The sequence below is a fragment of the Pedobacter heparinus DSM 2366 genome (assembly GCF_000023825.1).
In the GTDB taxonomy this organism is placed as follows: Bacteria; Bacteroidota; Bacteroidia; order Sphingobacteriales; family Sphingobacteriaceae; genus Pedobacter; species Pedobacter heparinus.
In genome coordinates this window covers 1,272,400-1,298,963 of sequence record NC_013061.1, presented here as the reverse complement: position 1 = coordinate 1,298,963, position 26,564 = coordinate 1,272,400, and the positions used below count along the sequence as shown (strand labels likewise).

At 44.1% G+C, this 26,564-nt stretch carries 26 protein-coding genes; 1 reads left to right on the top strand and 25 read right to left on the bottom strand.

The window, feature by feature from the left end:
* Positions 1 to 2: 2 nt before the first annotated feature.
* The 25 genes from PHEP_RS05550 to PHEP_RS05425 form a co-directional block, all read right to left on the bottom strand.
* Entirely contained in the window at positions 3 to 1,160 is a 1,158-nt protein-coding gene (locus PHEP_RS05550) for a type II secretion system F family protein (protein WP_012781274.1), read from the bottom strand.
* Positions 1,161 to 1,163: 3 nt separating this feature from the next.
* Entirely contained in the window at positions 1,164 to 1,640 is a 477-nt protein-coding gene (locus PHEP_RS05545; RefSeq protein WP_012781273.1) for a PulJ/GspJ family protein, read from the bottom strand.
* Positions 1,630 to 1,986 carry a hypothetical protein gene (locus tag PHEP_RS05540; RefSeq protein WP_012781272.1) on the bottom strand — a complete coding sequence of 119 codons (357 nt, stop codon included), beginning with the start codon at positions 1,984 to 1,986 and terminating at the stop codon, positions 1,630 to 1,632. The genes PHEP_RS05545 and PHEP_RS05540 overlap by 11 nt, the downstream gene beginning before the upstream one ends.
* Complete coding sequence (locus PHEP_RS05535) at positions 1,980 to 3,239, bottom strand: hypothetical protein (RefSeq protein ID WP_143715704.1); 1,260 nt, start codon at positions 3,237 to 3,239, stop codon at positions 1,980 to 1,982. Before PHEP_RS05535 ends, PHEP_RS05540 begins: the two co-directional genes overlap by 7 nt.
* Complete coding sequence (locus PHEP_RS21525) at positions 3,236 to 3,766, bottom strand: toxin-antitoxin system YwqK family antitoxin (RefSeq protein WP_012781270.1); 531 nt, start codon at positions 3,764 to 3,766, stop codon at positions 3,236 to 3,238. The genes PHEP_RS05535 and PHEP_RS21525 overlap by 4 nt, the downstream gene beginning before the upstream one ends.
* Positions 3,763 to 4,272: a hypothetical protein gene (locus PHEP_RS05525; protein WP_012781269.1), complete on the bottom strand. Its 510-nt coding sequence runs from the start codon at positions 4,270 to 4,272 to the stop codon at positions 3,763 to 3,765. Before PHEP_RS05525 ends, PHEP_RS21525 begins: the two co-directional genes overlap by 4 nt.
* A 3-nt stretch (positions 4,273 to 4,275) precedes the next feature.
* Complete coding sequence (locus tag PHEP_RS05520) at positions 4,276 to 5,241, bottom strand: fibronectin type III domain-containing protein (RefSeq protein ID WP_143715703.1); 966 nt, start codon at positions 5,239 to 5,241, stop codon at positions 4,276 to 4,278.
* Between the two features lie 6 nt (positions 5,242 to 5,247).
* Positions 5,248 to 5,772 (bottom strand): hypothetical protein, encoded by a 525-nt coding sequence (locus PHEP_RS05515; protein ID WP_012781267.1) that lies wholly within the window; start codon positions 5,770 to 5,772, stop codon positions 5,248 to 5,250.
* Entirely contained in the window at positions 5,762 to 6,874 is a 1,113-nt protein-coding gene (locus tag PHEP_RS05510) for a hypothetical protein (RefSeq protein ID WP_012781266.1), read from the bottom strand. Before PHEP_RS05510 ends, PHEP_RS05515 begins: the two co-directional genes overlap by 11 nt.
* Position 6,875: 1 nt before the next feature.
* Positions 6,876 to 8,843 carry a type II secretion system protein GspD gene (locus tag PHEP_RS05505; RefSeq protein ID WP_012781265.1) on the bottom strand — a complete coding sequence of 656 codons (1,968 nt, stop codon included), beginning with the start codon at positions 8,841 to 8,843 and terminating at the stop codon, positions 6,876 to 6,878.
* 1 nt (position 8,844) lies between these two features.
* Positions 8,845 to 10,278, bottom strand: coding sequence for a GspE/PulE family protein (locus PHEP_RS05500; protein WP_012781264.1), 1,434 nt, complete (start codon positions 10,276 to 10,278; stop codon positions 8,845 to 8,847).
* Positions 10,265 to 10,777, bottom strand: a complete 513-nt coding sequence (locus PHEP_RS05495) for a hypothetical protein (protein WP_143715702.1) — start codon at positions 10,775 to 10,777, stop codon at positions 10,265 to 10,267. Before PHEP_RS05495 ends, PHEP_RS05500 begins: the two co-directional genes overlap by 14 nt.
* Positions 10,778 to 10,791: 14 nt before the next feature.
* On the bottom strand, positions 10,792 to 11,199 hold the full coding sequence (locus PHEP_RS05490) for a type IV pilin protein (RefSeq protein ID WP_012781262.1): 408 nt from the start codon (positions 11,197 to 11,199) through the stop codon (positions 10,792 to 10,794).
* Positions 11,200 to 11,465: 266 nt separating this feature from the next.
* Positions 11,466 to 11,954, bottom strand: coding sequence for a hypothetical protein (locus PHEP_RS05485; RefSeq protein WP_012781261.1), 489 nt, complete (start codon positions 11,952 to 11,954; stop codon positions 11,466 to 11,468).
* Between the two features lie 2 nt (positions 11,955 to 11,956).
* Complete coding sequence (locus tag PHEP_RS05480; RefSeq protein ID WP_238326545.1) at positions 11,957 to 15,463, bottom strand: DUF6443 domain-containing protein; 3,507 nt, start codon at positions 15,461 to 15,463, stop codon at positions 11,957 to 11,959.
* 11 nt (positions 15,464 to 15,474) lie between these two features.
* Positions 15,475 to 19,134 (bottom strand): hypothetical protein, encoded by a 3,660-nt coding sequence (locus PHEP_RS05475; RefSeq protein WP_143715701.1) that lies wholly within the window; start codon positions 19,132 to 19,134, stop codon positions 15,475 to 15,477.
* 321 nt (positions 19,135 to 19,455) lie between these two features.
* Positions 19,456 to 20,037: a DUF6266 family protein gene (locus PHEP_RS05470; protein WP_012781258.1), complete on the bottom strand. Its 582-nt coding sequence runs from the start codon at positions 20,035 to 20,037 to the stop codon at positions 19,456 to 19,458.
* Positions 20,038 to 20,047: 10 nt separating this feature from the next.
* Positions 20,048 to 20,680: a hypothetical protein gene (locus PHEP_RS05465; protein WP_012781257.1), complete on the bottom strand. Its 633-nt coding sequence runs from the start codon at positions 20,678 to 20,680 to the stop codon at positions 20,048 to 20,050.
* Between the two features lie 62 nt (positions 20,681 to 20,742).
* Complete coding sequence (locus PHEP_RS21520; RefSeq protein WP_012781256.1) at positions 20,743 to 21,384, bottom strand: DUF6266 family protein; 642 nt, start codon at positions 21,382 to 21,384, stop codon at positions 20,743 to 20,745.
* 91 nt (positions 21,385 to 21,475) lie between these two features.
* Entirely contained in the window at positions 21,476 to 21,832 is a 357-nt protein-coding gene (locus PHEP_RS05455) for a hypothetical protein (protein WP_012781255.1), read from the bottom strand.
* A gap of 361 nt (positions 21,833 to 22,193) precedes the next feature.
* Entirely contained in the window at positions 22,194 to 22,460 is a 267-nt protein-coding gene (locus PHEP_RS05445; RefSeq protein ID WP_012781253.1) for a hypothetical protein, read from the bottom strand.
* A 198-nt stretch (positions 22,461 to 22,658) separates the two neighbouring features.
* Positions 22,659 to 23,735, bottom strand: a complete 1,077-nt coding sequence (locus PHEP_RS05440; RefSeq protein WP_012781252.1) for a hypothetical protein — start codon at positions 23,733 to 23,735, stop codon at positions 22,659 to 22,661.
* Positions 23,736 to 23,830: 95 nt separating this feature from the next.
* Positions 23,831 to 24,091 carry a hypothetical protein gene (locus PHEP_RS05435; RefSeq protein ID WP_012781251.1) on the bottom strand — a complete coding sequence of 87 codons (261 nt, stop codon included), beginning with the start codon at positions 24,089 to 24,091 and terminating at the stop codon, positions 23,831 to 23,833.
* An 84-nt stretch (positions 24,092 to 24,175) separates the two neighbouring features.
* Entirely contained in the window at positions 24,176 to 24,763 is a 588-nt protein-coding gene (locus PHEP_RS05430) for a MauE/DoxX family redox-associated membrane protein (protein ID WP_012781250.1), read from the bottom strand.
* 185 nt (positions 24,764 to 24,948) lie between these two features.
* Positions 24,949 to 25,458 (bottom strand): hypothetical protein, encoded by a 510-nt coding sequence (locus PHEP_RS05425; protein ID WP_143715700.1) that lies wholly within the window; start codon positions 25,456 to 25,458, stop codon positions 24,949 to 24,951.
* A gap of 105 nt (positions 25,459 to 25,563) precedes the next feature.
* Here PHEP_RS05425 and PHEP_RS05420 point away from each other — a divergent pair, with 105 nt between their 5' ends.
* Positions 25,564 to 26,511 carry an SRPBCC family protein gene (locus PHEP_RS05420; protein ID WP_143715699.1) on the top strand — a complete coding sequence of 316 codons (948 nt, stop codon included), beginning with the start codon at positions 25,564 to 25,566 and terminating at the stop codon, positions 26,509 to 26,511.
* Positions 26,512 to 26,564: the final 53 nt, after the last annotated feature.

Here is a 26,564-nt window from a genome sequence, read left to right as displayed (position 1 = left end):
CGTTAAAAACTGTTACTCATTTCAAACATTGGCAGGTACATGGCCACCAGGATAAACCCTACCACCAGCCCTAAAAAAATAATGATCAATGGCTCTATCAATTTACTCAGGGTATTGGTCTGGTGCTCTATCTCGTCTACATATTGCCCGGCTATACTTTCAAAAAAATAATCCAGTTTATTGATCTCCTCACCAACTTTGATCAGCTGCACCAGCTTGGGCGGATAAATGCTGAAATCGCTTAAGCATTCATGCAATGCCCTGCCTTCCATTATGCCCTGCTCTACTTTCTTTAAAGAAACCTCAAGGGGGTAAAACACAATAGTCTGTCCGGCCATGTCAATGGCCCTGAGCAAGGGGACCCTGGTGCTCACCAGCAAACGCATGGTATTGCAAAACCTGGCCAGGTAAATCTTTTTCACCAGTTCGCCCAGCACCGGTATCTTCAACACCAGATCAGAGGTAACCCGTCTAAACAACAACCCGTTCCTGTTGCGGTAAACCAGGTAAGCCAGCAACGCCAGCAGCAAGAAACCAGGAATAAAAAAGCGTTCCACAAAAGCAGAAAAAGAGATCACTACCTGGGTAATCCAGGGCAGTTTGCCCCCAAAGCGCTTAAACACATCACTAAACATAGGTACTACAAAACGCAGCATAAAAAATACCGCTCCGGCCGAAGTGCTCAGTACGATCAGCGGATAAGTAAGCGCCCCCACAATCTTTCTGTGCTGGGCAATCTTACGGCGGTAGTATACCGCCAGGTCTTTCATCACTTCGGCCAGGTTGCCCGTCTCTTCCCCTATCTGTATACTAAAAAAATCATAGTCCGAAAACTTGCCCGAACTTTGCACCGCCAAAGCCATAGATTGCCCCGCAATAACCTTCTCCTTAATCTGCCTGATGAGCTCCGTATGTTTATCTTTTGTCCCCTTAATACGTTCCAGCGTCATCAGGTCCAGGCTGTTCTTCAAATCAATGCCCGATTGCAGCAACGTGCTCAATTCAAAAAAGAAACCGTCCTTCTTCTTGTCCGATAACCTGCCCGAACCAATACTGATGTCTTTGGAAAGCATTTCGCCCCAGGAAAAACCAGTTTTGGGTACTTCCTTTTTCAAGGTCTTACTGCGCTGCTGATATTTTGAAATGTCTACCCTGACCATAATTTATTTTTTTAGTTGAAATAGCTCCTCTGCCGAATACTGCTTCTTCACCCGAAACAAGGCCGGCTCACCCGCATGGCTAAAACTGAAAACCAACAGGTCAGCTAAACCCGATTCCTGTACCTGCCCCTCAAAACTTCCCTGTACCTTTAAATCTTTTAGCTTAAAAGTATCCAACAGTAAAGCCTTACGCAGTACCCGGTCCTTTCCCAGTTCATAGCTTATCAGCAGCCCCCCTTTCAGATCCTCCAGTAGCAATTCTCCTTCTGAAAGCTCCAGCCTGGCAGCCCTTTCCACATCTTTAGCCATCACCTTTTTAAACTGCACCAGTTCTGCCTGCGCCAGGTTGGTTTTGCTGTAGCCCTCTTGCAGGCGCATAAAAATGGAACTGGCATAGTAGGCCATGCCAATAACTATAGTAGCCAGCAGCATGCTCAACACCAACTCAAACAGGGTAAAAGCCTTAACCTTACTGCCCATCGTCCCTCCTGATCATACGTCTCAACTCCGATAATTTAGTGCCCGACAGATCGTAACACTGCAGTTGCATCAGCAGCAGCCCCGGGTATCGTTCAACAGGTTTATAACCCAGCTCAAAATGCAGTTCCCCTCTTTGCAATACCTGGTCTTCAAACACACCGGCACTGATCAGGCTGTCGGCTACAAAACCCTGTTCCAGGCTGGCACGCAGTTTTACGTCCGAATACGTGCTCAGCATCACCTGGCTATACAGACTTATGCCAGCTGCAAAACTCAACAGCAGGATCAGCACAGCAACAATGGTTTCTATGATGGATGAGCCACTCAATTTCCCTCCCCTTACCATAGCCAGCACAATACTTTATTCTGATCGGCCTGGCCGTTAAACAATTTCGAGCTCAGGTAATACCCTGAACGTGCAGGCCTGTTCAGCTGCACATCGATCAGGTAGTTTTCATACAGGGAACTGCTGGTCCTGGCCATAAAACGGATCAGTTCAACAGAACCTTGAACAGCAGCGCCTTTAGCCAGGTTCAAATATCCTTTTACATAGATCTCGCCTTTAACCACTGAACCTTCGCCAAGGGCAATCACGGGCATCAGCTGACTCCGCTCCTTTTCGTAGGCAAACAAAACCCCTTCAACCTTACAGTCTTTGCCAATGTCTATCCTTACCTGAAATTTTGCCGTATCATTTTTTAATACCAGCAATGCCGAAGGATAGTCAAGCTGCACCCTATTACCCACCCGGATAGAATCGCTGGCAAATACCTGCAGCTTTCCTTTAAAGCCATCTTTGATCTGTACATAAGGCGCCACCAGGATCACCTGGTCTAAACTGGTACTTTCATCAATCACAATAGCACTGTCTGCAAAGATCATCACCTTGCCCCTGGCCTTATAACCCGAAAGCGTGGCATGCGCCTCCCCCATATAAACCCTTTTTACCTGTGCATAAAAAGAGTTTAGCGTACTGTCCTTATCCGGCCCATTCATTTCTTCGGCCGGCAGCTCCTTATGGTCCAGCACAGCCAGTAAATCAACAGCCTGCTGCAAAAAAACTCCCTCAGGTTCCGGCAGTAACCGCCCACTGTCTTTTATGCTGCCATAAACCAGGGTTTTATCGGCATAAGTTGCATTTTCAACATAAGCGGCCTTTATGCCCGATTTGGGCAGGTATGCTGTTCCCCTGATCAAAGATTTACCACTGATGGACAGCGGTCTGTCCTCGTCGCACAGGTACAGCACCTTTAATGTGTCCTTTACCCCGGCGCCAATTAAAAAAGCCTTTTGTAAGGTATCCCTGCCTATCCAGGCCTTCACCAGCCCCATTTCATAAATCCCCCAGGCTTGTTTATCCAGCAATACACTGTCATCATCCAGGCCATATAAACTCATTTTTGCCAAAGTATCTGTATTAAAATCGGCCTGCAGCACTACGGTCAATCCCGATTCCAGGTTTTGCTCCAGCTTATCCCTGCGTTCCAGCTTCTTATTTTCCATCCTGTAGGTATAGCCGATCAGCAATACCGATCCGCAGATCAGCACAATCAGCATCGATAAGATCAAAGAAATGTATAACGCAGAGGACCGGATCATTTCTTTTTCCCTTTCAGCATTTTCTTTAACCGCACCAACAGGCTTGTCCCTTTTTTCTTTTCCAGCAGCTTCCCATTGTTGTACCTTACTTTTTCTTTTAGCTTACCTAAGCTGTCATACCGCAGGGTAGGACCATTTTTTAAGCCCCGATACCAGTGCTGCGTTTCCAGCAAAGTCCCGTCAGGCTGCCACATCAGCCATTTCCCCTTTTTCAGTCCATAGGCGTACTCCCCTTTTTCCTTCAATTGTTTGTTTACTGCATAATAAGCTATGTATTGCCCATGCAGCAGTTTACCCGAATAATCACCCTGACTGCTGTGTATCAATCCTTTACCATACCAGGCATATACTTTATTACTGGCCGTAAATATCTTATCCTCCGTATTTGCCAGTTCTGCATAAACAAAACCATCGGCGTTACTTACCCTTACCTTACGGCCAAGGTTACCAATCAGGCTCAGCTCCTGTGGTTTACAGGCCGAAAATACCAGCAAGCCAATTGTTAAAATTCTGTTTACCTTCATCATTTATTTATCCTTATAAAACTCGTTTTACCTTTATACTTCACTTTAACAGAATCGCTGCTGATGCTGATCAGTTGCAGCTCATCGATCAGCCCGCCCTCTTCCAGCATCAGTTCCCTGCCATTCTGGTTCATAATGGCCACCTTTTTCCTGTTCCCTGCATTCCATACATAGCCCAGGTATCTGGTGTTTACCGGCTTAAGCATTGGCGCTGCAGGCACCGGCCTGATGGGCTGCACCGTACCTGCTGCAACCTGAGCAACAGAAACGGCAGACTGCTGACCTTCGGTTTCCAGTTCTTTAAAGGGATCAGCATAGCCCAGCTGCAACTGAAAAGTATCCGGCTGCAACACAGGCACATGGGTTTTTATCGTATCCCCGGCAATATTTAACGCCGGCAAAAGCGCCTTATCTGTTCCAACTGCAGCATAAACCCGCATAATGATGATGCCCCAGATGCAGATCACCAAAAACCCCAGTAAATACAGCAATGCCTTTTTGTGCTTCATACCTTACTGAATGCTAAAGTTCATTTCATCACTCAAGGCCCCCTCATTACCTGCCTCATCAACCGCCGAAACACGCCAGTAAACCTTTTCACCCGGTTCGCCCAGGTTAAACACATAGCTGGTACCACTCACCAACGCCGGGAAACCGGAACTGTATAACGTCTTATCATTTTTAAACACGTATAACTTATACTTTTTAGCCGTGGCTACACCCGTCCATTGCAGTGTAACCGGCTTAGTTACCACAAGCCCGTTTGCGGGGCCAACAATCGTTACTTTGCCCGGGGGGCTAATGTCATAACTGAGGTTGAATATGTCCGACCATTTCGATTGCACCGCGGCGTTTTCTGCCCTTACCCGCCATTTAAACAAGCCCTCTTTCGGAAAAGTAAAGCTGTAAGAAAGACCGGCCGAGGTACCATTGTAAACCATTTTTGCCTCATCCCCAAAATTCTCCGTATCAATCTGCAACCGATACTGTTCCGCACCAAACAGGGCATTCCATTTCAGCTGCACCGTTTCCTGGTTACTCAGGTAACCGCTTCCCGGCAAACTGAGTATCACCTTCTGCTCTTCAACAGAAGATTCATGGATGATAAAGCCAGCACTGGTATAAGCGGTATGGCTGCTCCCGTTTTCAGCCCTTACCCGCCACTGGTACCGGCCGGGGTCAAGCGTTAAGCTGATCTTGTTTAAACCATTCATCAGCGTATCTGCAACCAGCGAACTCGCACCGGCAAAATCTGGCGTTACCAGCTGCAGCCGGTAATACAGTGCATCCTCAACCGGTTCCCACCAAAAACCTACCTGGTACTTTCCAGATTCAGCCCCATCTGCAGGGGCCAGCAATACTACCTTACGTTTTTCCAGCGAAGGTTCTATGAAATCTTTACAGGACATGACCATCCCCATCAAAAGCATGATCAGCAGCACGGGCGCAATAGCGCAAAATTTTGTTCTTCTCTTCATATACATTTAATCTTTGTCCGGCAGTGCCAGTAGTTCTACATTCAGCATCAGCTGCTTTTCCCTGGGCTTTTTCACATAAGTGATCCCGCTCAGCACGCCTATATTTTTTAAATAACTCAACTCATGCAGCAACTGCTGCAGGTTTCCAAATTCGCCGTTAAACCCCATAGCCTGCCTGTAAAACTGCTGTTCGTTGTACAACACCGTTTTCACTGGTGGATAGGCATTTATCGTACAGGCATATTTCTGCGCCAAACCTGCTGCGCTGTTCCATAAGGTATTTTTCCAGGCCAGGGTATCCACTCTAAAGCGCCGGTATAGCTCATCCACTTTTTTAATGCGTGCCAGGGTATAAACCGGGCTCACGCTCAGCCGATCTGTACCCAGGCCCTGCTCCTTCAGTAAAGTATACGTCCGGTAGCTTTCCCAGGTCCTTTTAAAAGCCAGCTGGTAACTGGCCAGCAGCAGCAAAAGCATCAGAGGTATCACCAGCTTTAGTACCAGGGTATAATCCAGGGTCTTATTCTTCATGGGCTTTCAGTTGAACGGCGATGGCAAAAGATCCGCTGCCATCATCGGGGTTAATCGCATAATTCAATATTTTACAGCCTTCCACCCAGTCTTTCGCCCTGATGGCAAAAATCCAGTTGTTCAGCATGCTGGCATCCCTGCAGGCCCCCCTCACCTTTACCTGCCTGTTCTGGTACACCATTTCATGCCTGGCCCTGCTCAACTCCTCATCGGCTGGGTTAATGCTAAATTCCTGCAAACTCATTTTAGCTGGCATACAGGCCATCAGTGCATCGCACAGGTAAGCATAATTTAAGCCACCCGTCCAGCCGGCAGCCTTAATCAATTCCGTTTTTTTACCGATCTCCTTTTCCTGGCCTCTCAATTTTCCTATTTCTGCAGTACTGCTGTTACTGGCAGCCGAAAGCTGCTTAACCTGCTCGCTGTAATAGCTGTACCCTACAAAATTCAGCAGCAGCAAAACCATTAACACCAGTCCGGCCAGCAAGCCTATCCCTTTTAGTTTTGCCCTGGCAAAAGCCTGCGCCCGGTTAACCCTCAGCTGCTCCACCGCTACATAGGTTCCTTCCGTTCCGCCCAGCAGCACCTGAAAAGCCGCGGCGTAGGCGGGCAACAATTCCTCTTCCAGCTGCCCCTCTTTCAGTTCCATCGCATCATCCAGTACAAAAGCATCCAAACTGAGCGACAACACCATAAATCCCTCTTCCCTGAAAGCGGCCATCAGCTCATCGGCCTCATTACGCCTGATGGCCGAGATAAATGAATACTCCTCATTGCTATAATGCTGCAGATAAAAATGATCCGGATTCGCATTCGGCAATACCTGGTTCAGCACCTGCGGGTCCAGGCCCTGTACCTTATCAATTTTTTTAGTGATGATGCCCTTTCCCGTCAGCACAATTGCAAGCGGACCAGGCTTAAAATTTTTGGCAAAGTGCACTACACTTTTCAGGCCTTTGTGCTGGTGCTCAAAACCCAGCTGCGCTTTGCTTAGCTTAAGGGTACAGGCATGTATCAGCTTTTGCCCATCCTTCTCCGTATGTACCTGCACACCGGTAAGGGTGCTCAGCCTCATTAAATCCTGTATCATGGCCTTCAGCATACTATTGATAAATTATGGTCGGTTTAATAAAGACCAGCGTTACTACCTTCGATTTCGTTTGCTCCCTGCTGCTAAATATCCATTTCAGGACCGGTATACGCGACAACAGGGGTACGCCACTTCCACTATCCGATTTTTCCGACCTTTCCATACCACCCAGTACAATCATATCCTCGTTATGTGCCCGGATAATCGACTCAAACTTACTGGTCGATGTCGGTGGCGGTGCATTTGCGGGCGGCGTACCAATAAAGTCAGATATCTCTACCTTAATTTTTAGGGTCACCTGGTCATCACCCGAAACCACGGGACTAATGCCAATGGCCAGGTTGGCATCCACCTTGTTAAACTGTTCGGTAAATACCGTTTGGGTATTAACCGATGAAAACACGTTCTGCGTTTTGGTCACGTAATACCGGGTGGTGCCTATACTTAAATTGGCCGTATGACCATTCAGGGTGGCCAGTTTGGGCACCTGCCTGATCTCGATATTGTTGTTGGCTTCCAGTGCATTTAGTTTCACGTAAAAGTTGGGGGTTACCTTTCCGATATTAAATACACTGTTGGAGCCAATTTTTCCGAGCAGGTTATTGATAGAACCTGCACCCAGGGTCATGTCCACACCCGACAGCACAGTACCCCTGGTCCGCACCACCGAATCTGCCAGTCCGGCTTCTATGCCGGTCTTGGTGGTATGCCCTTTCCTGATATCCAGCAGGGTCACTTCAATCAGCACCATCGGCACCAGTTTATCCAGCTCCCTGATGTAGGTCTCAATTTCCGCAAGTTGCGGGGCCGAACCGGAAAGCAGCAAGGTGTTCTGCTCCTTAAACTCCTTAATGTCCACCCCCTTTTTCCATTCCATAGGGATCATGTTCATGATCGTATCTACAGACCGGTACTGCAATTGCAGTACTTTGTTCTTGCGCAGCCCCTCCAGTTTCCTGTCGCCAATCAGGTATACTCCATTATCCACTTTATAGGTATAATCCGTTCCGTTAAACATCGCCGTCAAAAAATTATCGAAGGTAATGTTGTTCACCTTGGTGCTGATGTTCCCTTTCAGTTCCGAATACAGGAAAAAGTTGATATTCGTCTCGTTAGCGACCGATTTCACCAGGTCTATGATCGGGGTATTGATGGCATCAATGTTCAGCAGCTTACCACTTTTAATGTTTTTATCGCTTTTTCCTGAAACATTAAACGTGCCCTTAGCAGCCCCGGCCCCGGCGGCTGGTTTCAGGTTCTTCCTGATGTCAGTGTCCTTATCTGCATTGATAAAAACTTCTTCCCCTTCCTCCAGGGCCTGAAAAACATATACATTGTCGCTGGTCCTCGTCAGCTTCAGCTCATTGGCAAATGCCAGTTTTTCCAGGGCCGTCTCCAATGGGGCCTCGTTAAAAAAGCTGCTTACCAGTTTGCTGTTTAAACTTACCGGCACCACAATATTTTTTCCTGAAAGCTGGCTGATCTTGCGGGCCACCAGCACCAGGCTGTCGCTGCTGAGTTCCATCGATAGGGTATTTGCAGCCGCATTGTATTTCAGGGCAATTACTTTTGGCACATAAGGGGCTTTGATCACCGGTGGGTTATAGGGCCCAACCGTAATGATAGAACCGATCACGTTCACTTCCAGGTTATAATTTTTGGCCAGGAAAAGCAGCACATTCAAGGCATTCTCATTGGTAAAATTGTTCGACACCTTGATGTTCAGCATCGGGTCTACATTGATGTTGAGCTGATTGGCCTGGGCCACCGCCCTTAAAAACTCCTGAATGGAGGCACCCGACAGCCCCAGCTGCACCTTTTGCTTTAAGCCGGGTACAAAGGCCGAAAGTCCCACCAGTTTTTTCTCCAGGGTTTCCATCCGTTCCTGCTGACTTTGCTGTCCAAAAACCGGTTTCTGTGCCAATAACGATACACACAAAAACAACAGCACGAATAAGGGTTTAAAAATCGATTTCTTCATGTTAATTATACAATAGCGGGTAAACTTCTTCTAATGAGGTATGGCCATGGGCAAACAGCGCAAAAGCATTTTCACCAATGGTATAAATTCCCCGTTCCTTTAATAAGGCCTCAGGCTGCTGGTTGCCTGCCTTGATCTGGAAGGCCAGCTCCTGGTCCAGCGGGATCACTTCATATACTGCCTTACGGCCTTTATAACCGGTAAAATAGCACTGGTCGCAGCCCTTTGCCATCCAATGCACATCCACCTTTTCGGGCGGGTTAAAACTTTTAGGGTACAGGCTGTGTTCCATGCTGCTTTGGGTTTTACAATGCGGACAAAGCAGGCGCACCAGGCGCTGCGCTACCGAGGTATTCAAGGTATTGGCCACCAAAAAAGGCGGAATGCCCATATCCATCAAACGCGATATGGTGCCCCAGGCCGAGTTGGTATGGATGGTAGAAAGCACCAGGTGACCCGTTAATGCAGCGCGTATGGCCATATTGGCCGTTTCCGGATCGCGGATCTCCCCAACCATGATCACATCCGGGTCCTGCCTTAAAAAAGTGCGGAGTGCCGCAGCAAAGGTCAGGCCTATGTTCTCTTTCAGCTGTACCTGGTTAATGCCGTCCAGCGTATATTCAATGGGATCTTCAATGGTCAGGATGTTCCTGGTGTTCTTGTTCAGCAGTTTCAATGTAGCATACAGGGTGGTGGTTTTACCAGAGCCTGTTGGCCCGCTGATCAGTACAATGCCATTGGGCCTTTTTACCCCTTCCAGGTAATTGTTCAGATCCCCTTCAGCAAAGCCAAGGGTATACAGGTCTATATTGGTGGCATCATTGTTCAATAAGCGGAGCACCACCTTTTCGCCATAAAGCGTGGGCAGCACCGATACCCTGATGTCAAACTGGTGCTGGGCAGTCTTAAAGTTGATCCTGCCATCCTGCGGCAGTCTTTTCTCTGCAATGTCCAGGTTAGCCAGAATCTTGATCCGGTTAATGATGGCCGGGTATTCCAGGCGGCTCAACAGGTAACGCTCAATCAACATCCCGTCAATCCGGATCCGCACCCTGCATTTTTCTTCGTAAGTTTCAATATGGATGTCACTGCTTTTTAAACGCTTGGCCTCAGCAATCAGGTTTTCCAGGAAATCATCAGAAGCATGGTCATGCGTCAGGTTGCCGATGCTGGTCTGCTGCTCTTCCCTGATGTAATACTGGTTCAGCAGCCTGGCCATTACCAGCGGGTCAAGCGTTTGCAAAACAATGGTTCTGCCCAGTAAAACCTCCAGCTCATCTGTTAAGGCGGCCACATCTGCACCCTCCTCACAATACAGGCATAAGGTATCCGCCAGCAGTTCTTCCGGAAAAATCCTGTAATACCAGGCCTGTTCCATGGTCAGCTCATGGATCAATGCAGGGTTTACGCTCAGTTCCTGTTTAACCTCTTTCATAAGCATTTGATAAAAGATCAGTTAAAAAATCGCCATTGCCCGGCGCTGTTTTCCAGATCCAGGAAGCCAGCAGCAGCAGGATCAAAACAAAGCCCTGCAACCCCGCTAGTGGGATTGTAAAATTTGCAGGCCTGCGCAAAAGCAGGTATGCCCCGGTACCCATACAGATCAGCAACAGGCTGAACAGGTAGAACAGAAAGAAATCGACCGGCGAAAAGAAAAGGGCCAGGCACAACAGGAACAGGATGTCGCCCATACCCAGATGCCGCCGGGTAAGGTTTACCATGCTCCCCTGCTTTAAAGAAAACCAAGCGGTCAGCAGTACCAGTACAAAGGCAACAAAGCCAATGTTCAGCAAGCAGTTTTGCAGGCTTAACGAGGGGTTAAGCAACAACAGAACGATAGCCAGTACGGGAAACAGGTACCAGGAAATGGCCCGGAATTTCATATCCTGGATGCCCATCACCAATAAGATCAGCAGCAGTAAGAGCCTTATCAAAATTATACTAAACATCAGTCCTGCACGGTTTCCCTTAAATTCTTGTCCTGGTCAATCTCCCATACATTAAATAACCCGTCGCCGTCAAAATCGACCACGGCTGTGGCACGGATCACGAAGGTGTTGCCCGTGGCCGAAACCACTTCCAGGCGGTAATTGGCCTTGCCATCCTTGCCGTCTGTACTCAGCTTTTCCTGGATGTAACCAATCTCGGCCAGATCGGTTGAATATTTGGACTTCTCATAAAAGAAGGTCTTTTCCAGCTGATGGGCATGCTGCAGCTGCATTTTGGCCTCTGTGTTTTTCGCCTTGGTAATTAAGGGCATCAGGTTGGGCAGAACCAACAGGATCAGGATTCCGATGATCACCAGTACCACCAGGATCTCCGTAAGGGTATAGGCTTTTAATTTGGTACTTCTCATTTATATGGTTTCAAATAACAGGTGCTACATGCATCCTGGTACCGACCAATATAAAACAGCAAAGGGCAACCAGTTTGCCCCGCAACATTTATTTGAAAATAATTTTTAAAACGATTTTTTGAAGAAAAAACAGGCTTTAAGATATCATTAAGCAGGTTTTTTTCATTAGACAGACAAAAAAATGGAGCTTAACCCAAAAAATGCGGGGCTAAAAAACTGCCCCGGGTATTCTTAATTTGGAGGTACAAGCTGTAAAAGTTTGAATATTATTTCATATTTACTTTCTCATAAAAAGCATTCTGGCCTGTTCCACTTACTGTAACAGCAAAACTGATGTACTTTTCAGTTGTATCAAAAACAATATCAACGCCAGCTAGTCTCTTAACAACACATGTCTTACAACTTAGCTTATGAGAAGGTACCCATTTATAATTTTTAAAGACAGTTTCAATATATTTATTTAACTCACTGAAATAAATACGATCATCTTGCTTTCCCAATATCACACTTCCAGTTTTATCAATACAAAATTCATATTGATAAACTATGCTAATATTTTCCATTTCTAACTTACTATAAATCTCTCTCAATGTTTTAAGTTTTTTAATATCTTTTCTTAACTTCAAACTGTCTTTACACATTGGCATAGAAAGAGTCGGCTTGATTGGTTTTTGAGGAGAAGTCCCCAGATTCTGAGATTTTACACCTATGGTAAAACCGAATACAATAATGACTAATGCAATTAAACTTTTCATCTCTATTTTATTATCCTTACCGGTGGGTACGTAGTTCGTGAAAGCAATATTTTGTTAATATTTTGCATACTCCCATTAGGAGTCACCCCTAACCACCCTTTACCATTATCAACCTTTAAACTTCCATCAAATTGGATTGTTGTCCCGCTGGGATTACTTATCCTTCCTGTATGTACAAAACTTTGAGGTAGAAAAATATTTAACCTATCCCCAGTTAGCTTACTTAAATTTTGTCCAAATTTATTCCCAGGTTCACCAATACCTACATAACAAGCTGCTAATATAAAATTTCCTCCGTCTTTTACCTTACTGGCCATTGCACTTAGTTGAGAAACCTCTGGATTCTGAATGCCTTTATTAAAATCACTTACTTCATTATTGTAGATATAACTTTCTGGATTGCTGCTTCCATCCTCGTTAATCCTCATGAAAGATTCGGCACCATCATTTCCACCATGCGTTTCTAAAACGAAATTATTTATGCTCTTATCACCAAAAACACTCATAGCTAAATTAGCCTGAGAAAAATTTTTGGCTGCAAACCCAGCCCATTGTCCGTTCCCATTCTTCTTTTGATACTCATTAATACGGCTTCTAACACTTGATTCCCCAACAATTGCCATATAAACATTTTTAGCCTTACTAGTCAATACACGATAAGCACTTTGTGCGTCTTCTTTCGTGAATCTAACCCCGCCCGCTATCTCTTGTATTTCCATACCGTTTGGATCAATCAAAGCAATCGGGTTATTGACTACATAAGAGTATATAGAATAGCTATGATATTTCTCCGCCAACGGATCCACCACATTCCACCTTCCAATCACCGGATCATAGAACCTTGCGCCATAATCGAGCTGTCCCAGCTCACTTTGCAACTCCTTGCCATTGTAAAGATATTTATTCACTCCTGCACTTGCAACTCTTTGTTTACCAAAAGCGTAATAATCATCTGCCTGAAGCGGCTGTAAGGTACCCAATGATGGGTGTTGGTAGAACGTATACCGCACATTACCCAAATGGTCTGTCAGGTTATACTCATAGCTGTAGGTACCACCATTGCTCCTCGCTTTACCCTCCTCGGTCATGATGAACTCTATTGCCCCTCCGGTGTATTGTACCCCATCCACATAATCTGAAGGGGCCTCCATGTTACTCACCTTTTTCAGTTTCCTGCCCATTGCATCATAGGTATAGGCAATGTTCAGTCCCGATCCATTAACAGTGATGGGTAAGTTCAGGTGGTTATAGGTTAAGTTTACACCGGTACGCCCATCGGTAACCGCATTCCCATTCCCGTCATAGGCATAACTCCCGGCAGCCAGCCCGCCACCTGAGATGCTCTTCAGCCTGTTGCCTTCGTAAATATAGCTGCCCGCTCCTGCTCCATCCCTGTTCAGGGTACTGATGTTGCCCATCACATCATAACTCAGCACTTCACTCATCGATATCGCCCCGGTACTTACCCCGCTCAGCAAACGGTTCAGCTTATCGTATCCATAATTGTAAATGCTCGGAAAGGTATAGCCAGTGCCCCATTCCTGGCTCGTAATATTGCCATTGTACTGTGGAGTACCCAGGGTGTCATAACCAAGCCTGATGCTAAACTCGCCTGAAATGCTCCGCTTCAGCCAGCCCCGTTCGTTATAGGCATAATCCGTATGTTGCAAAAAGGTATTCCCATCTGTACTGTGCAGCCATTTTTTGCTCAGCTGCCCCAGTTCATTGTAGTCCAGCTTGCTCAGCACCACTTCAGGCTGACCGTTAATGGATTCCATGGTCGCCTTCTTCCTTCCCATATGGTCGTATTCATGCCGGGTGGCAATAGTAGTGGCTGGGCCCGAGCCACTACTATGGGTACGGGTACTGCCCGTCAGCTCACCGGCAAAGTTCCAGGTATTCTCCGTAAGGTCTGTACCGCCCAAATGGTTCTCTGCTGCTGTTTTGAGCACCCGGCCATCTTTGTCATAATAGTTCACGCTCAGGTAACGGGTACTGCTGTTCACCTGGTAAACAAAACTGCCCGTCTGCAGTCCTTTTACCCTGGAGGCCGACATCTGGGTAACCCCGTCAGGCTGGGGAAAGCTATTGCCCGGAAAATTGTAATCGTCGTAGTAATTGATCGTATGGTACCAGGCAATGTTGTTCTGAGGGAATGAACCGTTGTCATAATCGGTCCCGCTACCCAGCCTGTTTTCCCAAAGTACGCTCTGGCTGTTCAATGTACCGGCCAGGCTGCTCCTGGAAGCCCCATCTCCGTATACACCGGTAATTGCTACCCTGCCCAAAGCATCGTATTTGGTAAACAGCCACTGGTTAGCTACCCTTTGCAAGGAGTCCTGGCTCAGCACCAGCTGGTCCAGTTTGTTGTACACCATGTATTCCCAGTCCTTGCCCGGAAGCTTCTTTTCAATCAGCCTTTTACGCCCATCGTAACGGTACTGGTAACAGAACTGGTCCTGCAGTGTCTGGGAAGGCAGGGCCAGGGCATCCGGGTTTGCACCTGGTGGCAGCACAAAACTTAAGTTCCCCAGGTCATCATACACATAATAGGTGCTTAGGGTTTCAGTCACATCATTTTTATAATTAAATACACGCTTCAGCACTACCCTGTCCTCTTTGTCCTTATATTCTTCTGTGGTACCGGCTTTGCCATCGGTACTTGCCCAGTTCTCGTCCTTGCTGATGCTCAGGTACAGTTCATTGGCAGTGTAATAACCTGTTCCGCTGAGTATCCGTTTGTGTTCTTCTCCGGGGGTTGCAGAGGGTACAGCCTGATACAACCGTACTGCATAGTCTGTACTGTTGTTGGAGCCGTACTCCATTTTCTGGGTATGACCGGCACTAAGCTGCCAGCTGGCACCGGGGGATCCCCGTTCCAGTACCCGGTTCAATGGTGAGGCTTCAAACCTGCTCTCTGAAAAGGCCGTGTTTGTAATCGTGGCCACACCTGCCGGGGGGCTGTTGTAAAAACCTGCCTGACTGGTTATTGCAGAAGGCTTAAAGCTGCCATTGGCACCTGTAACAGTAGAGTAAGGCAGGTATTTGAACTGCTCCCGGCCAAAGGCATCATAGTCAACAGGCTGCACCACATCCTTAAAGCCGGGACTGCCCTGTACCGTCACCGTTTGCAAAGGCCTGCCCAATCCATCAAAATACTGTACGGTCTGGTTTACCTCGCAGGTACTCAGTGTGGCATTGATGTTCCCTTCATTTACCCCTTCTTTTTTAAATACCTTGGTACTGATGTAATTCTGATCTGCACTTGGGGTACTTACCAGGTCCACACATTGCTGGAAACTCGCCCCGGTAAAGATCCTTACATTCTTGCCCGCAGGGATGTAAAATCCATCCGTCAGCGTTATACTCCCGGTAGCTTTAATTTCAGTCTGGTTGCTGTAAGTGTTCAGCGTAAGGTGCTGGGCATTTGAACTGGTAAAACCTGCCACTAAGCAAACAGCGATATATTTCCATGCCCTTTGGGGCGTTAAATTCTGATATAATTTCATGATACGGAGCATTAAGGTTTATAATGATAATCGTAAGATTTGACAATGTTCCCATCCTGGTCTTTGATATACTTTAACCGCTGGAAACTATCGTATTCATAATAGGTGGTCATGCCTTTGGCATCGGTAGCGCTGGTCATACCCATAAGAGGTGAAAAGGTATAAGCGCTCATTTGAGCATTTTCTGGATAGAACCAAATTTCATCAATATGCCCTGCCAGGTTAATGGTGTATGAATTGCCTGTAACAACTATATTATTAACATTAATATTATTCCAGCTGGTTCCAGACTTCTGCCAATAGCTTAAATTATAAGTACCATTGCTTAAACCGCTTATCGTATACAGATAACCTCCAGTACGACTATATAACCCTGCTTTACTATCGGTACTATTACCTGTAAGGTCTTCAAAACCGTTATAATATACGTCTGTCTTTTTAGCATTTTTTACCTCTGCTACAGGGTAGGCACCATTATATCCCCAAATATATGAAGTCGTAAAATGCTCCTTATTAGTTGTTTCTATTGTATGTCCATGGGTATCGTACTTAATTGACTGCACTTGTATATACTCCGGATCAGCAGCAGTACCAGTAGCTAAAGAAGAAACGAAAGATGATTTAGGCGCATTTAAGTTTAAAACATTAATTTTAGCTGGCAGTGCACTTCCAGCAGCTTCATTACCATCTACGTCTTTGTAATTCGTAAAAGTTCCACCAATTGTTTTAGTTACACCGTCCTTTTCTTTCTCTACAACTTTCTCTATAACTGCATTATGCATATGAAGATCTCCCTTCATATAACCAATAGTTCCGGTATTTATAGAAACATAATCAGCTGGATAAGTATATTTGGTTATAATCTTACTACCGTCACTCTGGCTCTGTATAGTTTTAGTGAGTTGCTGATGTGTAAGGTTCTCATAGAAATATTCTGTAGTGGCCAACGAAAATTTCGATTCATCATTTGGATCATAAGTTATTACCGTATCTATTAATGGATGCCACCATTCAGAAACGCTATCATAGAATTTAATTGGCGGCACATAAGGTGTCCCATTTAAAATAGCCCCATCAATTGTTTCCCCACCCATCATCCTGAATCCTTTTACAGTTCGCTTTAAATCTGGCTCATCTATATATTCTTTTCGGATTTCCTTAACTTTCCGAAAGAGGCCACCTTGAACTGCTTTATAATCTGTTTGATTTAGCAAATACCCATTTCCAGGATTTGGCTGATTGGGGATGTTAGGAAAAAAAGAACTGCTTAATTCTTCAGCACCATTTCTATAGGTATAAACGGTTTTTCCATTTTCCCCATTTTCTCCATTCAATACTGTTACAACATTATATCCAATAGGATTCCCCTGTGCAGAATTTCCCATCGCTATATTAGATTGGGAAGACCTGCTAAGATAAGTGGCCTCAAAAACAACTCCGGAGCCAGAATCTCCACATCCTCTGGTTCCTTGCATACTATATAGATATTCATAATTTAGGGGTGTCATTAAACGTCCACTGGACTTTTCAATGTTGTTTTCTGTACGGGTATACTTGTATTTTTTAATAACATCGTTGGCATGGTCTATACCGTCGTAATCAATGGTTCTTAAAATACGTACACCTCCACCTTTCTTGGATAGTAATGGCTCGGCAAGTATTTGTTCATATGTTGCTGAAAATCCAATTACGGCATATGCATCTGCAAATACTTTTATTTCATAAGTTCCTGCTGGTAAACTAACAGATTGGGTAATAGCAGCTCCCCCACTATTACAATCAAAAACGGGTACAATCGTCTTAAGAAAATATGGCGTAGTCCCTGTATTTTTAATAGTTACGGAGCAAGTACCACCATATGGAGATAAAGGATTATTACAGTATTCCTCAGAATAAAAGGCATAACCTAGTAAATTAACAAGTGCTGTTTCACTCATATTAATATTGGCAGTTCCTACAATAACTGGATCCTCCAGTTCTTCCGGCGGAACGAGTTCCCCAACAGCTAATAGTACATGACTAATTGTATCCCTCCTGTTTTCAGGTGGGAAGTTTGAATAATCATTACTTTCGTAAACAAAACTCGTTGTACCACCTGTAGGATATTTAATATCCTTCAACATGCCCAAGGTAATTTGCTCCTCATTAATTTTTCTGTCAGCACCGGTATAATATTTATTTGCAGCAACATCAAGATAAGGAGGCAATAACGTGCTTACATATCCGTAAGTACTAATGGGATCCTGGATTTTAACGTTATTTGCATTATTAAAAAAGCCCCAGTGATCTCTGGATTTAGAATACTTGTCGGGTATATCTCCATAAACATATGAAGTAGTTTGGTAAGAAAACTCATAAGGAGAAGAGAGAACTGAACCGTTTTTTTCTCTTAAACTTAATAACTTTAACCGCTTACCACTATAAGTGGTAGAATAGCTATATGTAGGCACCCCCGGCGCTAAAGTATAGCTTAAATGTGCATCCGAATTCAAAAAATAATCATATCCAAATTCAAATTCCTTAATTACTTGTAGTCCTCCATCAAGCCCTACTGCCGATATAACTATATTATCCAGTTTCTTAGGCATTGAACTGCCGGGCATAGGTTGAAGGTCATTTCTATCAGAAGTATTAAATTTAATATTTCCATTCTTAAAATTGATCTCGCTCAGATAGACATCAAAAACTATACTTAAAGAGCTCATATAGGAATGTCTGGGAGGGATTGGGTCAGGCGGGCAGCCGGGAGTACCATTTGATGTGACCCCTAGTACATAGATTCGTTCTTCACTTTTACTGATCGCTTTTCTGCTTCCCTTTAAAGATGGAGCCGTATACACAAAATCAATGGCATCGCCATTCGGTGAAATAATCTTATCCAGATACCACGATGAAGTAATGATTTTAGGATTGTAATCTCCTGGTATTGCATCTGGGGACGGTTCGTAATAGTTAAACGACCCATTAAATGTCTGTGTCTTTTCTTCTGTGCCAAATATATATTTTGTACCATCAGCGGTTATAAAAGTCCATACATATTTATCTCCCGTTAGTGCTACACTGATCTTTATTTTCTCCTGTGATTCTACATTAAAAGTGTATGGAGCATTTATATTCGCCTTCTGGTTTATAAAGAATTTACCAGAATGACCTGAAAAATTAAAGTAAAATACATCAGGTTCTGCATCTTTAGCACCACCATGCACATCTCGGAAATAATAAAGATCGCTCCAAATATTACTGCCTGGCAAATAATCATTCGACTCATTTGCTGTAACCGGTAAAATGTAATCAGGATATGAGGTATAACCGGAACTTATTGCAAGATCATCCAGTCCTCTAACAGACCTTGTGATAACCCCGCCAGAAATTAGGCTCCAGCCCAAACCACACCAGGAAGCTTCTTCCTCTACCCGTATCCCGGAAGCATGATAACTTAAACTCAATGGAAGGTTCAAACTCCCACTTGTTACATTATATAATGGAATACTAATATTGGGTATGCCGGTATAGGTAGATACTGGCATATCCCCGTACTTACCAAGTGCCGCGGCTGTTGGTGAGGGAGCTATTATATTTGTTTGCGATGTTTGTGTATATCCTATAAAAGGCATAAAAAAACAAAACATTACAGCGATAGTTTTAATCCATTTTTTTTCGAAGTGCTTCATATACATAAATACTTTCATGTTAATAATCATCCTGCTGATACTTAACAGAACTCCCCAAACCTAAAAAACCAGAGTGCAGCGCCCCTGCACTCTACTTTTTTTTGAAAAAAAATTTTCTGCTAAACATTTCTGCTAAAAAACACGCACCAAGCCCATAGAAACACACATTTCGAAAACATCTCCACTAAGTCCGATTGGCTTTTCCAAAATTACCTGGGCAATATGCTATACCGTTCCCCTCCTAAAAACACAAAAAAGAACCTCAAGCCAGCAAATGCTCGCCAATATAAACCGTCGTGCTCACCGCATTTCCTTCCACATTTACATAGTGCATACATGCAGGCTATCCCCGGTAAAGTTTGCCGGCAGCTGTAAATCCACCTGCTTATCCCCTCTTTGTGCCACATCCTTAAAGGTTACAAACTTCTGCTTTGCCGGATTGTAAATAACCACATTAACCTTATCGTCATCCCTGTTAAAAGCCGAGGGCAAGGCATTGTCCCATTCAATGCGCAGTATCCCATCAATTAACACCAATACCTGATTAATTAAAGAGATCAATAACTCTCCGCGGCTAAACACGGCCTTTGCAAAGTTGATGGCATAATCGGCGGCCGAATTACCTGTAACCGCCTCTTTTAAATGAAAGGACACACAGCCGTTCATTGGTGTTTTACTGCCGGTAAAAACCTGATAGCCAATCCATATCAGCGCTTTTAAAGGTGCCAGCCAGCTACTTACCATAGCCAGCAGAACACGCTGATTCAGTTGTTTTACTGTTGGCTGTTTTTGCGTAAACTCTGGTAAACTGCGCATGTAATCAATACCGCGGTAATTTACTCCTACCGCATTACCTATTTTGCCACTAAATGGCCCGTTTATTCCATTTTTATACCTAGCCATTTCTTAAAATTTAGTCGTTTTCAAAAATCCTGTCACAATCTTCCTGCAAGTCTTCAATAAGGCCCAATAGCAGCTGCGCATTCTTATTTTCCGGAACCAGGTTTCCCATCATCAACTGATCAAGCGCAGCATTAAATTCATCATACGCTTTTTTGGTCACTACATTTGTGGTGCCCTGGTTAAACATCTCCGAACAGAGGTACAACTGGTAAAACATATCCATATACAGCTCGTACCCCCAAAGCACCAGGGTATTGTAATCGCTACAATCTTCGGGCATTATCTCACCAAACTCATGTATGTTATTGGCGTACTGAATGGCCAGCTTATCTACCAAAGCTTTTTCCGGGTCTATGTTATTGATCATCGCCAGTACATTCCGGCAATTCACAATCCGGTGTATAGAATCCAACAATACCCTGTTAGACTCGTCTTCCAAAGCATCCAGCAGTTCCAGTTCTATATCTATGCCACCACGTTTGTCGTTTTCCATTTCGCAAAACGAATCGGGATGAACAAGGCCTTTCAAATCGGACAGTTCCTTTTCAAATGCAAGCCTGAAACAATACCCGATAATCTGCATCATCATAAAGTTCATCAGGTGCCAGGCGGTATGGTTAATTGTTGTTTGTAAATGGTTCATAACAGCATCATCAACTTTTAATGTTAGCAATCAAGGGTGGTGCCGCGCACCACCCCTTTAAATTAAAGCACTATAAACTCCCCTACATACACACTATCACTCACTTGCTTACCATCAGCACTTACAAAAAACAGATACACCTGCACCTCATCACCACTATACCCTGGTACCGGAAGCACATAAGCTTGGGCCGATCTTGGTACAGCATTAACCTTTTTGGTATAATTCCCTTTTGTGGGGTTAATCGCCAGTACAGTAAGCATATCCGTATCGTTGGTACTCTCCGGGTCCGAATCGTCAACCCAGCTAAAGTTCAGCTGGTTGGCAACTGTAACGTTCACCTCAGGATCATCGGCTACAGGCAAATTGCCTTCACTGATCATTACCTTGGTATAATCAATGGCATAGTTCAGGGTACTGCTACCCGTAACCGCATTCTTCAGGTGATAAGAAGTTGCCTTGTTCATAGGCGTAATGCCCTTGTTAAACAGCTTATAACCTATGTTCAGCAGTGGTTTAAGTGGCTTCAAAAAGCCGGTTACAAAGGCCATTTTGGCCTGCACATTTAACTGTGCTGTGCTGGGCACATAGTCCCCAAAATCTGGTAAACTTTTCAGGTAAAAAATTCCGTTCCAGCTAGATCCTACGGTCGTGCCAACCTTTCCTCTGAAGGGGCCGAGGATGCCCTTTTTGTACTTGCCCATGTCTTTAAATTTTATGGGTTCATTGACGTTTGCAACCTTTTTTAGCTGTGGTTAGCAACGATAGCATCAGCCTGGCATCATGCCAGTTTTTTTAAAAGAAGTGCGGCAGTTTCGCTAGCATCCTATCTACTGCAGCGCGGAACTCCTTTGCCGTGCCCTGCCAGCTAAACTTCAGCTGCGCTTTAAACCAAAGCTCCAGTTTTACCACCTCCTGTACAAAACAACAGATTAACCTGCGTTCCAGCCCATCGGCACTCCGTAAAGTATAAGCATAGTTTTGTGCGGCTCCGGTATCCATTGCTGCACTTAATAGTTTCATTTCGCCTGCAAAGTGCAGTACTTCTATTAAGTTAAAGAGCTTACAGGGCTTACCCGTGCTTTTAAAAACCAGGCAAGCCTGCCGGTCTTTCATCTTGTAAATGTTAAGCAACAATTCATTATTGCCCATTATGTTTAAACGTTAATTTCAATTGAAGGCCCGATCATTCCGGCACCTTCGCTTTTGCAGATTACAAAAGCAACTCACAACATCGGTTCCTGTCTGTTATCCCAGAAAAAAAGAACTTCTATTCTGTCCGATTTAATTTCATAAAATACAGATGATACTTTCTTGATTAACCCTTTTCTAATATTAGGATTTAGTTCCGTTTCCTTATACATATAGGGCGATTGTTGTATAAGCGTCAAAATCTTAATTGTGTTTCGTTCAAAATCTTCAACTGCTTTTTTTCCCAAACGCTCCCGTATTTGATTCCGAATTGTCTCAAAAGTTTCTAAAGCAGTTTTTGAGACTGAAATTGGGTGACTCACTATTTCGCAGCTAGCTTTTGTTTAAACTCTTCGAGTGAAATGCTGCGACCTGCCTGCATATCTGCCTGCCCTCTTTTAATCCCCTCAACTACATGTTTTGGCAGTTCTTCTTTGTCTGAATTATCAGCCGCATTGTTTGCCACTGCAGTTTCTATAAGCTTATTTAATGCAGTTAAATAGTCTTTATCAGAAATAGCCATGAGCTTATCAATTATAGCATTCCTTAAATGATCTATAGACGATGGCATAATCAATTGGTATTTCATCAAATTTCGTTATTTAAGTTTAAAAATCCTATTATCTGCACCCTGCTAAAGCAAAGCTAAACAAAAGAGATTGATTAATCAAAAAGAAATTTAATTAATTTATTATCACAAAATACTGATGCAATATTCAAAATTTTGCACCAAATCATAAATCAAAGAACTATCCCACAGCCCCTTCCGGGAAATCGACCATAATAGTTACTCCGGCAATTCCAGCGCATACCTGGTCAGGTATTGCCCTGCCACTGCATACAAACTGTTTCCCAATACCTTAAAACTGCTTATGGGTACATCCTTATATTTGGGCAGGTAAAACGAATAACAGTATACCTGTTTCTCCAGATCATACACATCTATTGCCGCACTTTTCCTGAACAGCATCAAATCCTCATCCTTACCCATCAGTTTCGATTGCACAAACAAATATTTACCCTGGTTTGAACAGTTTGCATTTACCATTAAAGTAGGCGAAGCAAAAGTGAAAGACTTTTCAGCACGCAGCTGGTCTACCTTAAAGCGGGCCGAATCAATCGGATCTATCGTCTTTATTTTCTTTACCAGGTTCAGGTTGGTATCTATCAGCAAGATCTCGTTGCGGTAATGGTACACATAGGTCAGCATGTGCAGCTGCCGGTTATACCTCAGCATGCCATCCGTGCAAAACAAACCATCTACCTGCTTTTCAAATATCCCGGTATTGCTCATGCTTTCTCCGTTCCCTGTTACCTTACGCAAACTATTGGCCCGGGTATCGGTGTCTATAAAACGGAAAAACATCGTTTGTGTACCCAAAGGTTGCAGCTGTGCAAAGTATGGCGCCTTTATCCCATACACCGCTGCCTTCCAAACACCCGTCATGCCTTTCAGGATGCTGCGTTCCAATCCATTGTACAGGTAAAAAGAACTGGAATCTACATAAGCCTTATAACTGCCCTTTAACTTTACCTCCTGCCTGTTCAGCTCAAGGTTAATACTTACTGTATCCCTTAACAAAGGCCCAACCTTCAGCAAATGACCTATGGCCGTTCCGCTGGCCAGGTAAACCGAACTTCCAGCCTCACCGGCCAGGTAATACGAATTGTATTTTATATCGATGGCCTTATGGCCTTTAACCACCCCAAGCAGGTTCCTATGGCCTTTAACCACCCCAAGCAGGTTCCTTTTAAAGTTATAGGTAGCAGCACGCTGTTTAACCGCATAGCGGATGGTTAAATACAGAATAGGTAAAGATGAAAGTACAGCAACAATGATCAGTAAGTAGTAGAATTTTCTCATATAGGCAAATGGATTATGGGATATAAAGCAAGGTTTGGAATAAACAGCCCGCTAATGCAGCGGGCCGTTTAAGGATGTCAACTAAATTGGGATATCTAGTTTTGTCTGTACAGTGGAATGGTACAAAGGCCAGTCTCTGTATCCTGCAGGTAAGCATCACCACCGGCCAGCAACTGGCAGGCATTGCCCGTGTAGTTTACATCACAGGTGCCAATTACATTGCCCGGGGTAGTACATTCACCCTGGTCATTGTAAGGCGATCCCAGTAAAACACTTGTTGTTGGTTTTGCAGTCGCAAATACAGTGCTTGCGACACATACGGCCGCAATAACGAATGTGAAAAATTGTTTTTTCATTTTGTTATAAATTATAAGATTAATGCCTACTCTGTTTTAATCAGGTTTTTCGGCTTCCACCTGTTCAACGCGCATTGAATATTTTTAAACCGCTTCGTCATCATGCCTAAAGCGGTCGTCTTTAACGCACCCCGTCATCCCTAGGGAAGCGCAGCGACGAGGGATCTCTTGAACTATGCCTAAACAAGAGATCTCTCCCTGCGGTTCGAGATGACGGGTTAGCGTACCAGCATCACGAAACCGGTGGTAAAACCCCAACCACAACCCTAATACCCCCAACCCCACAAATCCTGCATTAAACCACAAATGCTCCGACCATTGCATCTGCTCCAAAACACCACCACAATGGCAAACCGGCCTGTCACTGAACTTCAAAATCACTATGATGTACAAGCTAAACATGATCATCAAGCCATAGCTGGCCCAAAGGGCCGGTAGCAAAGTCTTTCTAAAAGCCAAACCAACAGCAATCAAAATTTCAACCGCAGGCACAAGCAGTGCAACCAGCAAAGTAAAATCTGATAATATTGGCGACTGCCCCAGCTGCACCTTAAACTTCTGAAAGTCCCAAACTTTGCTAAACGCTGCATATAAAAACAGCAGGATAAACAAGTATCTGATCGCATCAATCGCCAGCAGAAACCAAAATCTTTTATTCAATCTTTTTATCATTCTTTGTTTAATAAATTGCCTTAAGCTTAAAACAAAAATAGCTCCCGCCCGATGTGAGCAGAAGCTATTTTTAGAGAATCGAAATCTTAATATTGGAGCGTCATCTTACTGCAATCAGCAACTAAACCGGTACATTGAAGAAACCACAATACAATGTCCGTAGAAGAAATATTGTTCCAGCCATATTACTCCTTATGGAAAACCGGCGTAGTTTGCGGCGAAATTTGCAGTCCATCCGGCAATGTTGTAAATATGGTTTTCAGCCTTTTTTTGCCAATGTTACCAGCAGACACAAATTTCCAGGTTTTACCTTTATCATGGCTAATGCCCAACACCGAAGAAGTACTACTCAAATAACCACCTTCCGTGTTCATTAATATTTCATGAGGAATAAGACAATACAAATCCTTTCCACTGGTATAAAACCGACCTATTTTCCCGATTGAAGCACCCCGAAAAGTCACTCCACCAGTTTTCATTTCCGCAATTGAAGCTTTTGTCCGTGCAATCATTTTATCCTTCCCACCCATAGCGGCTAAAATCTTTGGATGAGTGTAGTCTGCCAATGTCTCCAGATCATTTTTTATCATTGCATTAGACATTATGATGGCTGATTTTCTTACCACCATTGTATCTTGAGCATCAACAGTACAAATGACTATAAAGTAGAAAGCGAAAAATAGTATATATCTCATGGAACCATAATTAAGTTACCCAAAATACGAGGTTCAATTTAATTTTTTATGCTCCAGCTGTTGTTCTGGCCATCCTACTTATCCATAAAACAAATAACTTTGGATATGATTAACCTCAGATCTATTTTACCAGAAGACAGCCGGGCGCGGCTGCTGGTCTCAGTGGCAATTACCGTTGTCATGGCTGGCTTATTCAGTATCATTACAATTTATTACTTCAAAACTTATGGTATAGCACTATTTATTCTATTGCCAATACTTATTGGCTTTTGCGCAACAACACTATACCACCACAAAAGAAATGTTCCCCGAAGCCATAGCGCTGCCTTTTTATCATTCTTTGTGCTATGCTTACTGCTTCTGTTATTCGCAATAGAGGGCTTAATCTGTATTGCCATGGCGCTTCCAATTGCACTGTTACTTACCTGGATGGGAAGCGGACTTGCTAATCTTTTCTATAAGCGGGAAAATGGTTCCCAGGTGCTGCTGCTTATTTTAATCTGCTCCATACCTACAACAGCTTTTGTAGAGAAGGAAGTTTTACCAGAGTTAAACGCTGTTAGCACAGCGATAGAGATCAAAGCAAGTCCGGAAGTAGTTTGGCATAACGTCATTGAATTTCCAGAGCTTGCTAAACCAACAGAATTCATATTTCAAACAGGAATAGCATACCCAATAAACGCGGTAATCAAAGGTAAAGGGGTTGGCGCAATCAGGCACTGCAACTTTACTACTGGAAGTTTTATAGAACCAATCACTGTATGGAACCAGCCCCGGTTATTGCAGTTTAAGGTATTGGCCCAACCAGCACCAATGAAAGAAATTAGCTTTTGGGATGTAGATGCACCTCACCTGCATGATTATTTTGTTTCTAAAAAAGGTCAGTTCAAGCTAACCAGGCTAGCTAATGGGCATACCAGACTTGAGGGTACTACCTGGTATTATCACAACATCAAACCCGCGTTCTATTGGCGTTTATGGAGCAATTATATCGTTCATAAAATTCATGAAAGAGTTTTATCACATATAAAAGCCAACAGCGAAAATCCTTAGTCTATCATTGCATTAATGATTGGGTTTGGCTTTATGTAGGTGTATGCTTCTAT

Excerpts from the sequence above, each read along its gene's own strand:
- PHEP_RS05550 (WP_012781274.1), bottom strand. The coding sequence starts at position 1,160 with ATGGTCAGGGTAGACATTTCAAAATATCAGCAGCGCAGTAAGACCTTG.
- PHEP_RS05545 (WP_012781273.1), bottom strand. The coding sequence starts at position 1,640 with ATGGGCAGTAAGGTTAAGGCTTTTACCCTGTTTGAGTTGGTGTTGAGC.
- PHEP_RS05540 (WP_012781272.1), bottom strand. The coding sequence starts at position 1,986 with ATGGTAAGGGGAGGGAAATTGAGTGGCTCATCCATCATAGAAACCATT.
- PHEP_RS05535 (WP_143715704.1), bottom strand. The coding sequence starts at position 3,239 with ATGATCCGGTCCTCTGCGTTATACATTTCTTTGATCTTATCGATGCTG.
- PHEP_RS21525 (WP_012781270.1), bottom strand. The coding sequence starts at position 3,766 with ATGATGAAGGTAAACAGAATTTTAACAATTGGCTTGCTGGTATTTTCG.
- PHEP_RS05525 (WP_012781269.1), bottom strand. The coding sequence starts at position 4,272 with ATGAAGCACAAAAAGGCATTGCTGTATTTACTGGGGTTTTTGGTGATC.
- PHEP_RS05520 (WP_143715703.1), bottom strand. The coding sequence starts at position 5,241 with ATGAAGAGAAGAACAAAATTTTGCGCTATTGCGCCCGTGCTGCTGATC.
- PHEP_RS05515 (WP_012781267.1), bottom strand. The coding sequence starts at position 5,772 with ATGAAGAATAAGACCCTGGATTATACCCTGGTACTAAAGCTGGTGATA.
- PHEP_RS05510 (WP_012781266.1), bottom strand. The coding sequence starts at position 6,874 with ATGCTGAAGGCCATGATACAGGATTTAATGAGGCTGAGCACCCTTACC.
- PHEP_RS05505 (WP_012781265.1), bottom strand. The coding sequence starts at position 8,843 with ATGAAGAAATCGATTTTTAAACCCTTATTCGTGCTGTTGTTTTTGTGT.
- PHEP_RS05500 (WP_012781264.1), bottom strand. The coding sequence starts at position 10,278 with ATGAAAGAGGTTAAACAGGAACTGAGCGTAAACCCTGCATTGATCCAT.
- PHEP_RS05490 (WP_012781262.1), bottom strand. The coding sequence starts at position 11,199 with ATGAGAAGTACCAAATTAAAAGCCTATACCCTTACGGAGATCCTGGTG.
- PHEP_RS05485 (WP_012781261.1), bottom strand. The coding sequence starts at position 11,954 with ATGAAAAGTTTAATTGCATTAGTCATTATTGTATTCGGTTTTACCATA.
- PHEP_RS05480 (WP_238326545.1), bottom strand. The coding sequence starts at position 15,463 with ATGAAATTATATCAGAATTTAACGCCCCAAAGGGCATGGAAATATATC.
- PHEP_RS05475 (WP_143715701.1), bottom strand. The coding sequence starts at position 19,134 with ATGAAGCACTTCGAAAAAAAATGGATTAAAACTATCGCTGTAATGTTT.
- PHEP_RS05470 (WP_012781258.1), bottom strand. The coding sequence starts at position 20,037 with ATGGCTAGGTATAAAAATGGAATAAACGGGCCATTTAGTGGCAAAATA.
- PHEP_RS05465 (WP_012781257.1), bottom strand. The coding sequence starts at position 20,680 with ATGAACCATTTACAAACAACAATTAACCATACCGCCTGGCACCTGATG.
- PHEP_RS21520 (WP_012781256.1), bottom strand. The coding sequence starts at position 21,384 with ATGGGCAAGTACAAAAAGGGCATCCTCGGCCCCTTCAGAGGAAAGGTT.
- PHEP_RS05455 (WP_012781255.1), bottom strand. The coding sequence starts at position 21,832 with ATGGGCAATAATGAATTGTTGCTTAACATTTACAAGATGAAAGACCGG.
- PHEP_RS05445 (WP_012781253.1), bottom strand. The coding sequence starts at position 22,460 with ATGAAATACCAATTGATTATGCCATCGTCTATAGATCATTTAAGGAAT.
- PHEP_RS05440 (WP_012781252.1), bottom strand. The coding sequence starts at position 23,735 with ATGAGAAAATTCTACTACTTACTGATCATTGTTGCTGTACTTTCATCT.
- PHEP_RS05435 (WP_012781251.1), bottom strand. The coding sequence starts at position 24,091 with ATGAAAAAACAATTTTTCACATTCGTTATTGCGGCCGTATGTGTCGCA.
- PHEP_RS05430 (WP_012781250.1), bottom strand. The coding sequence starts at position 24,763 with ATGATAAAAAGATTGAATAAAAGATTTTGGTTTCTGCTGGCGATTGAT.
- PHEP_RS05425 (WP_143715700.1), bottom strand. The coding sequence starts at position 25,458 with ATGAGATATATACTATTTTTCGCTTTCTACTTTATAGTCATTTGTACT.
- PHEP_RS05420 (WP_143715699.1), top strand. The coding sequence starts at position 25,564 with ATGATTAACCTCAGATCTATTTTACCAGAAGACAGCCGGGCGCGGCTG.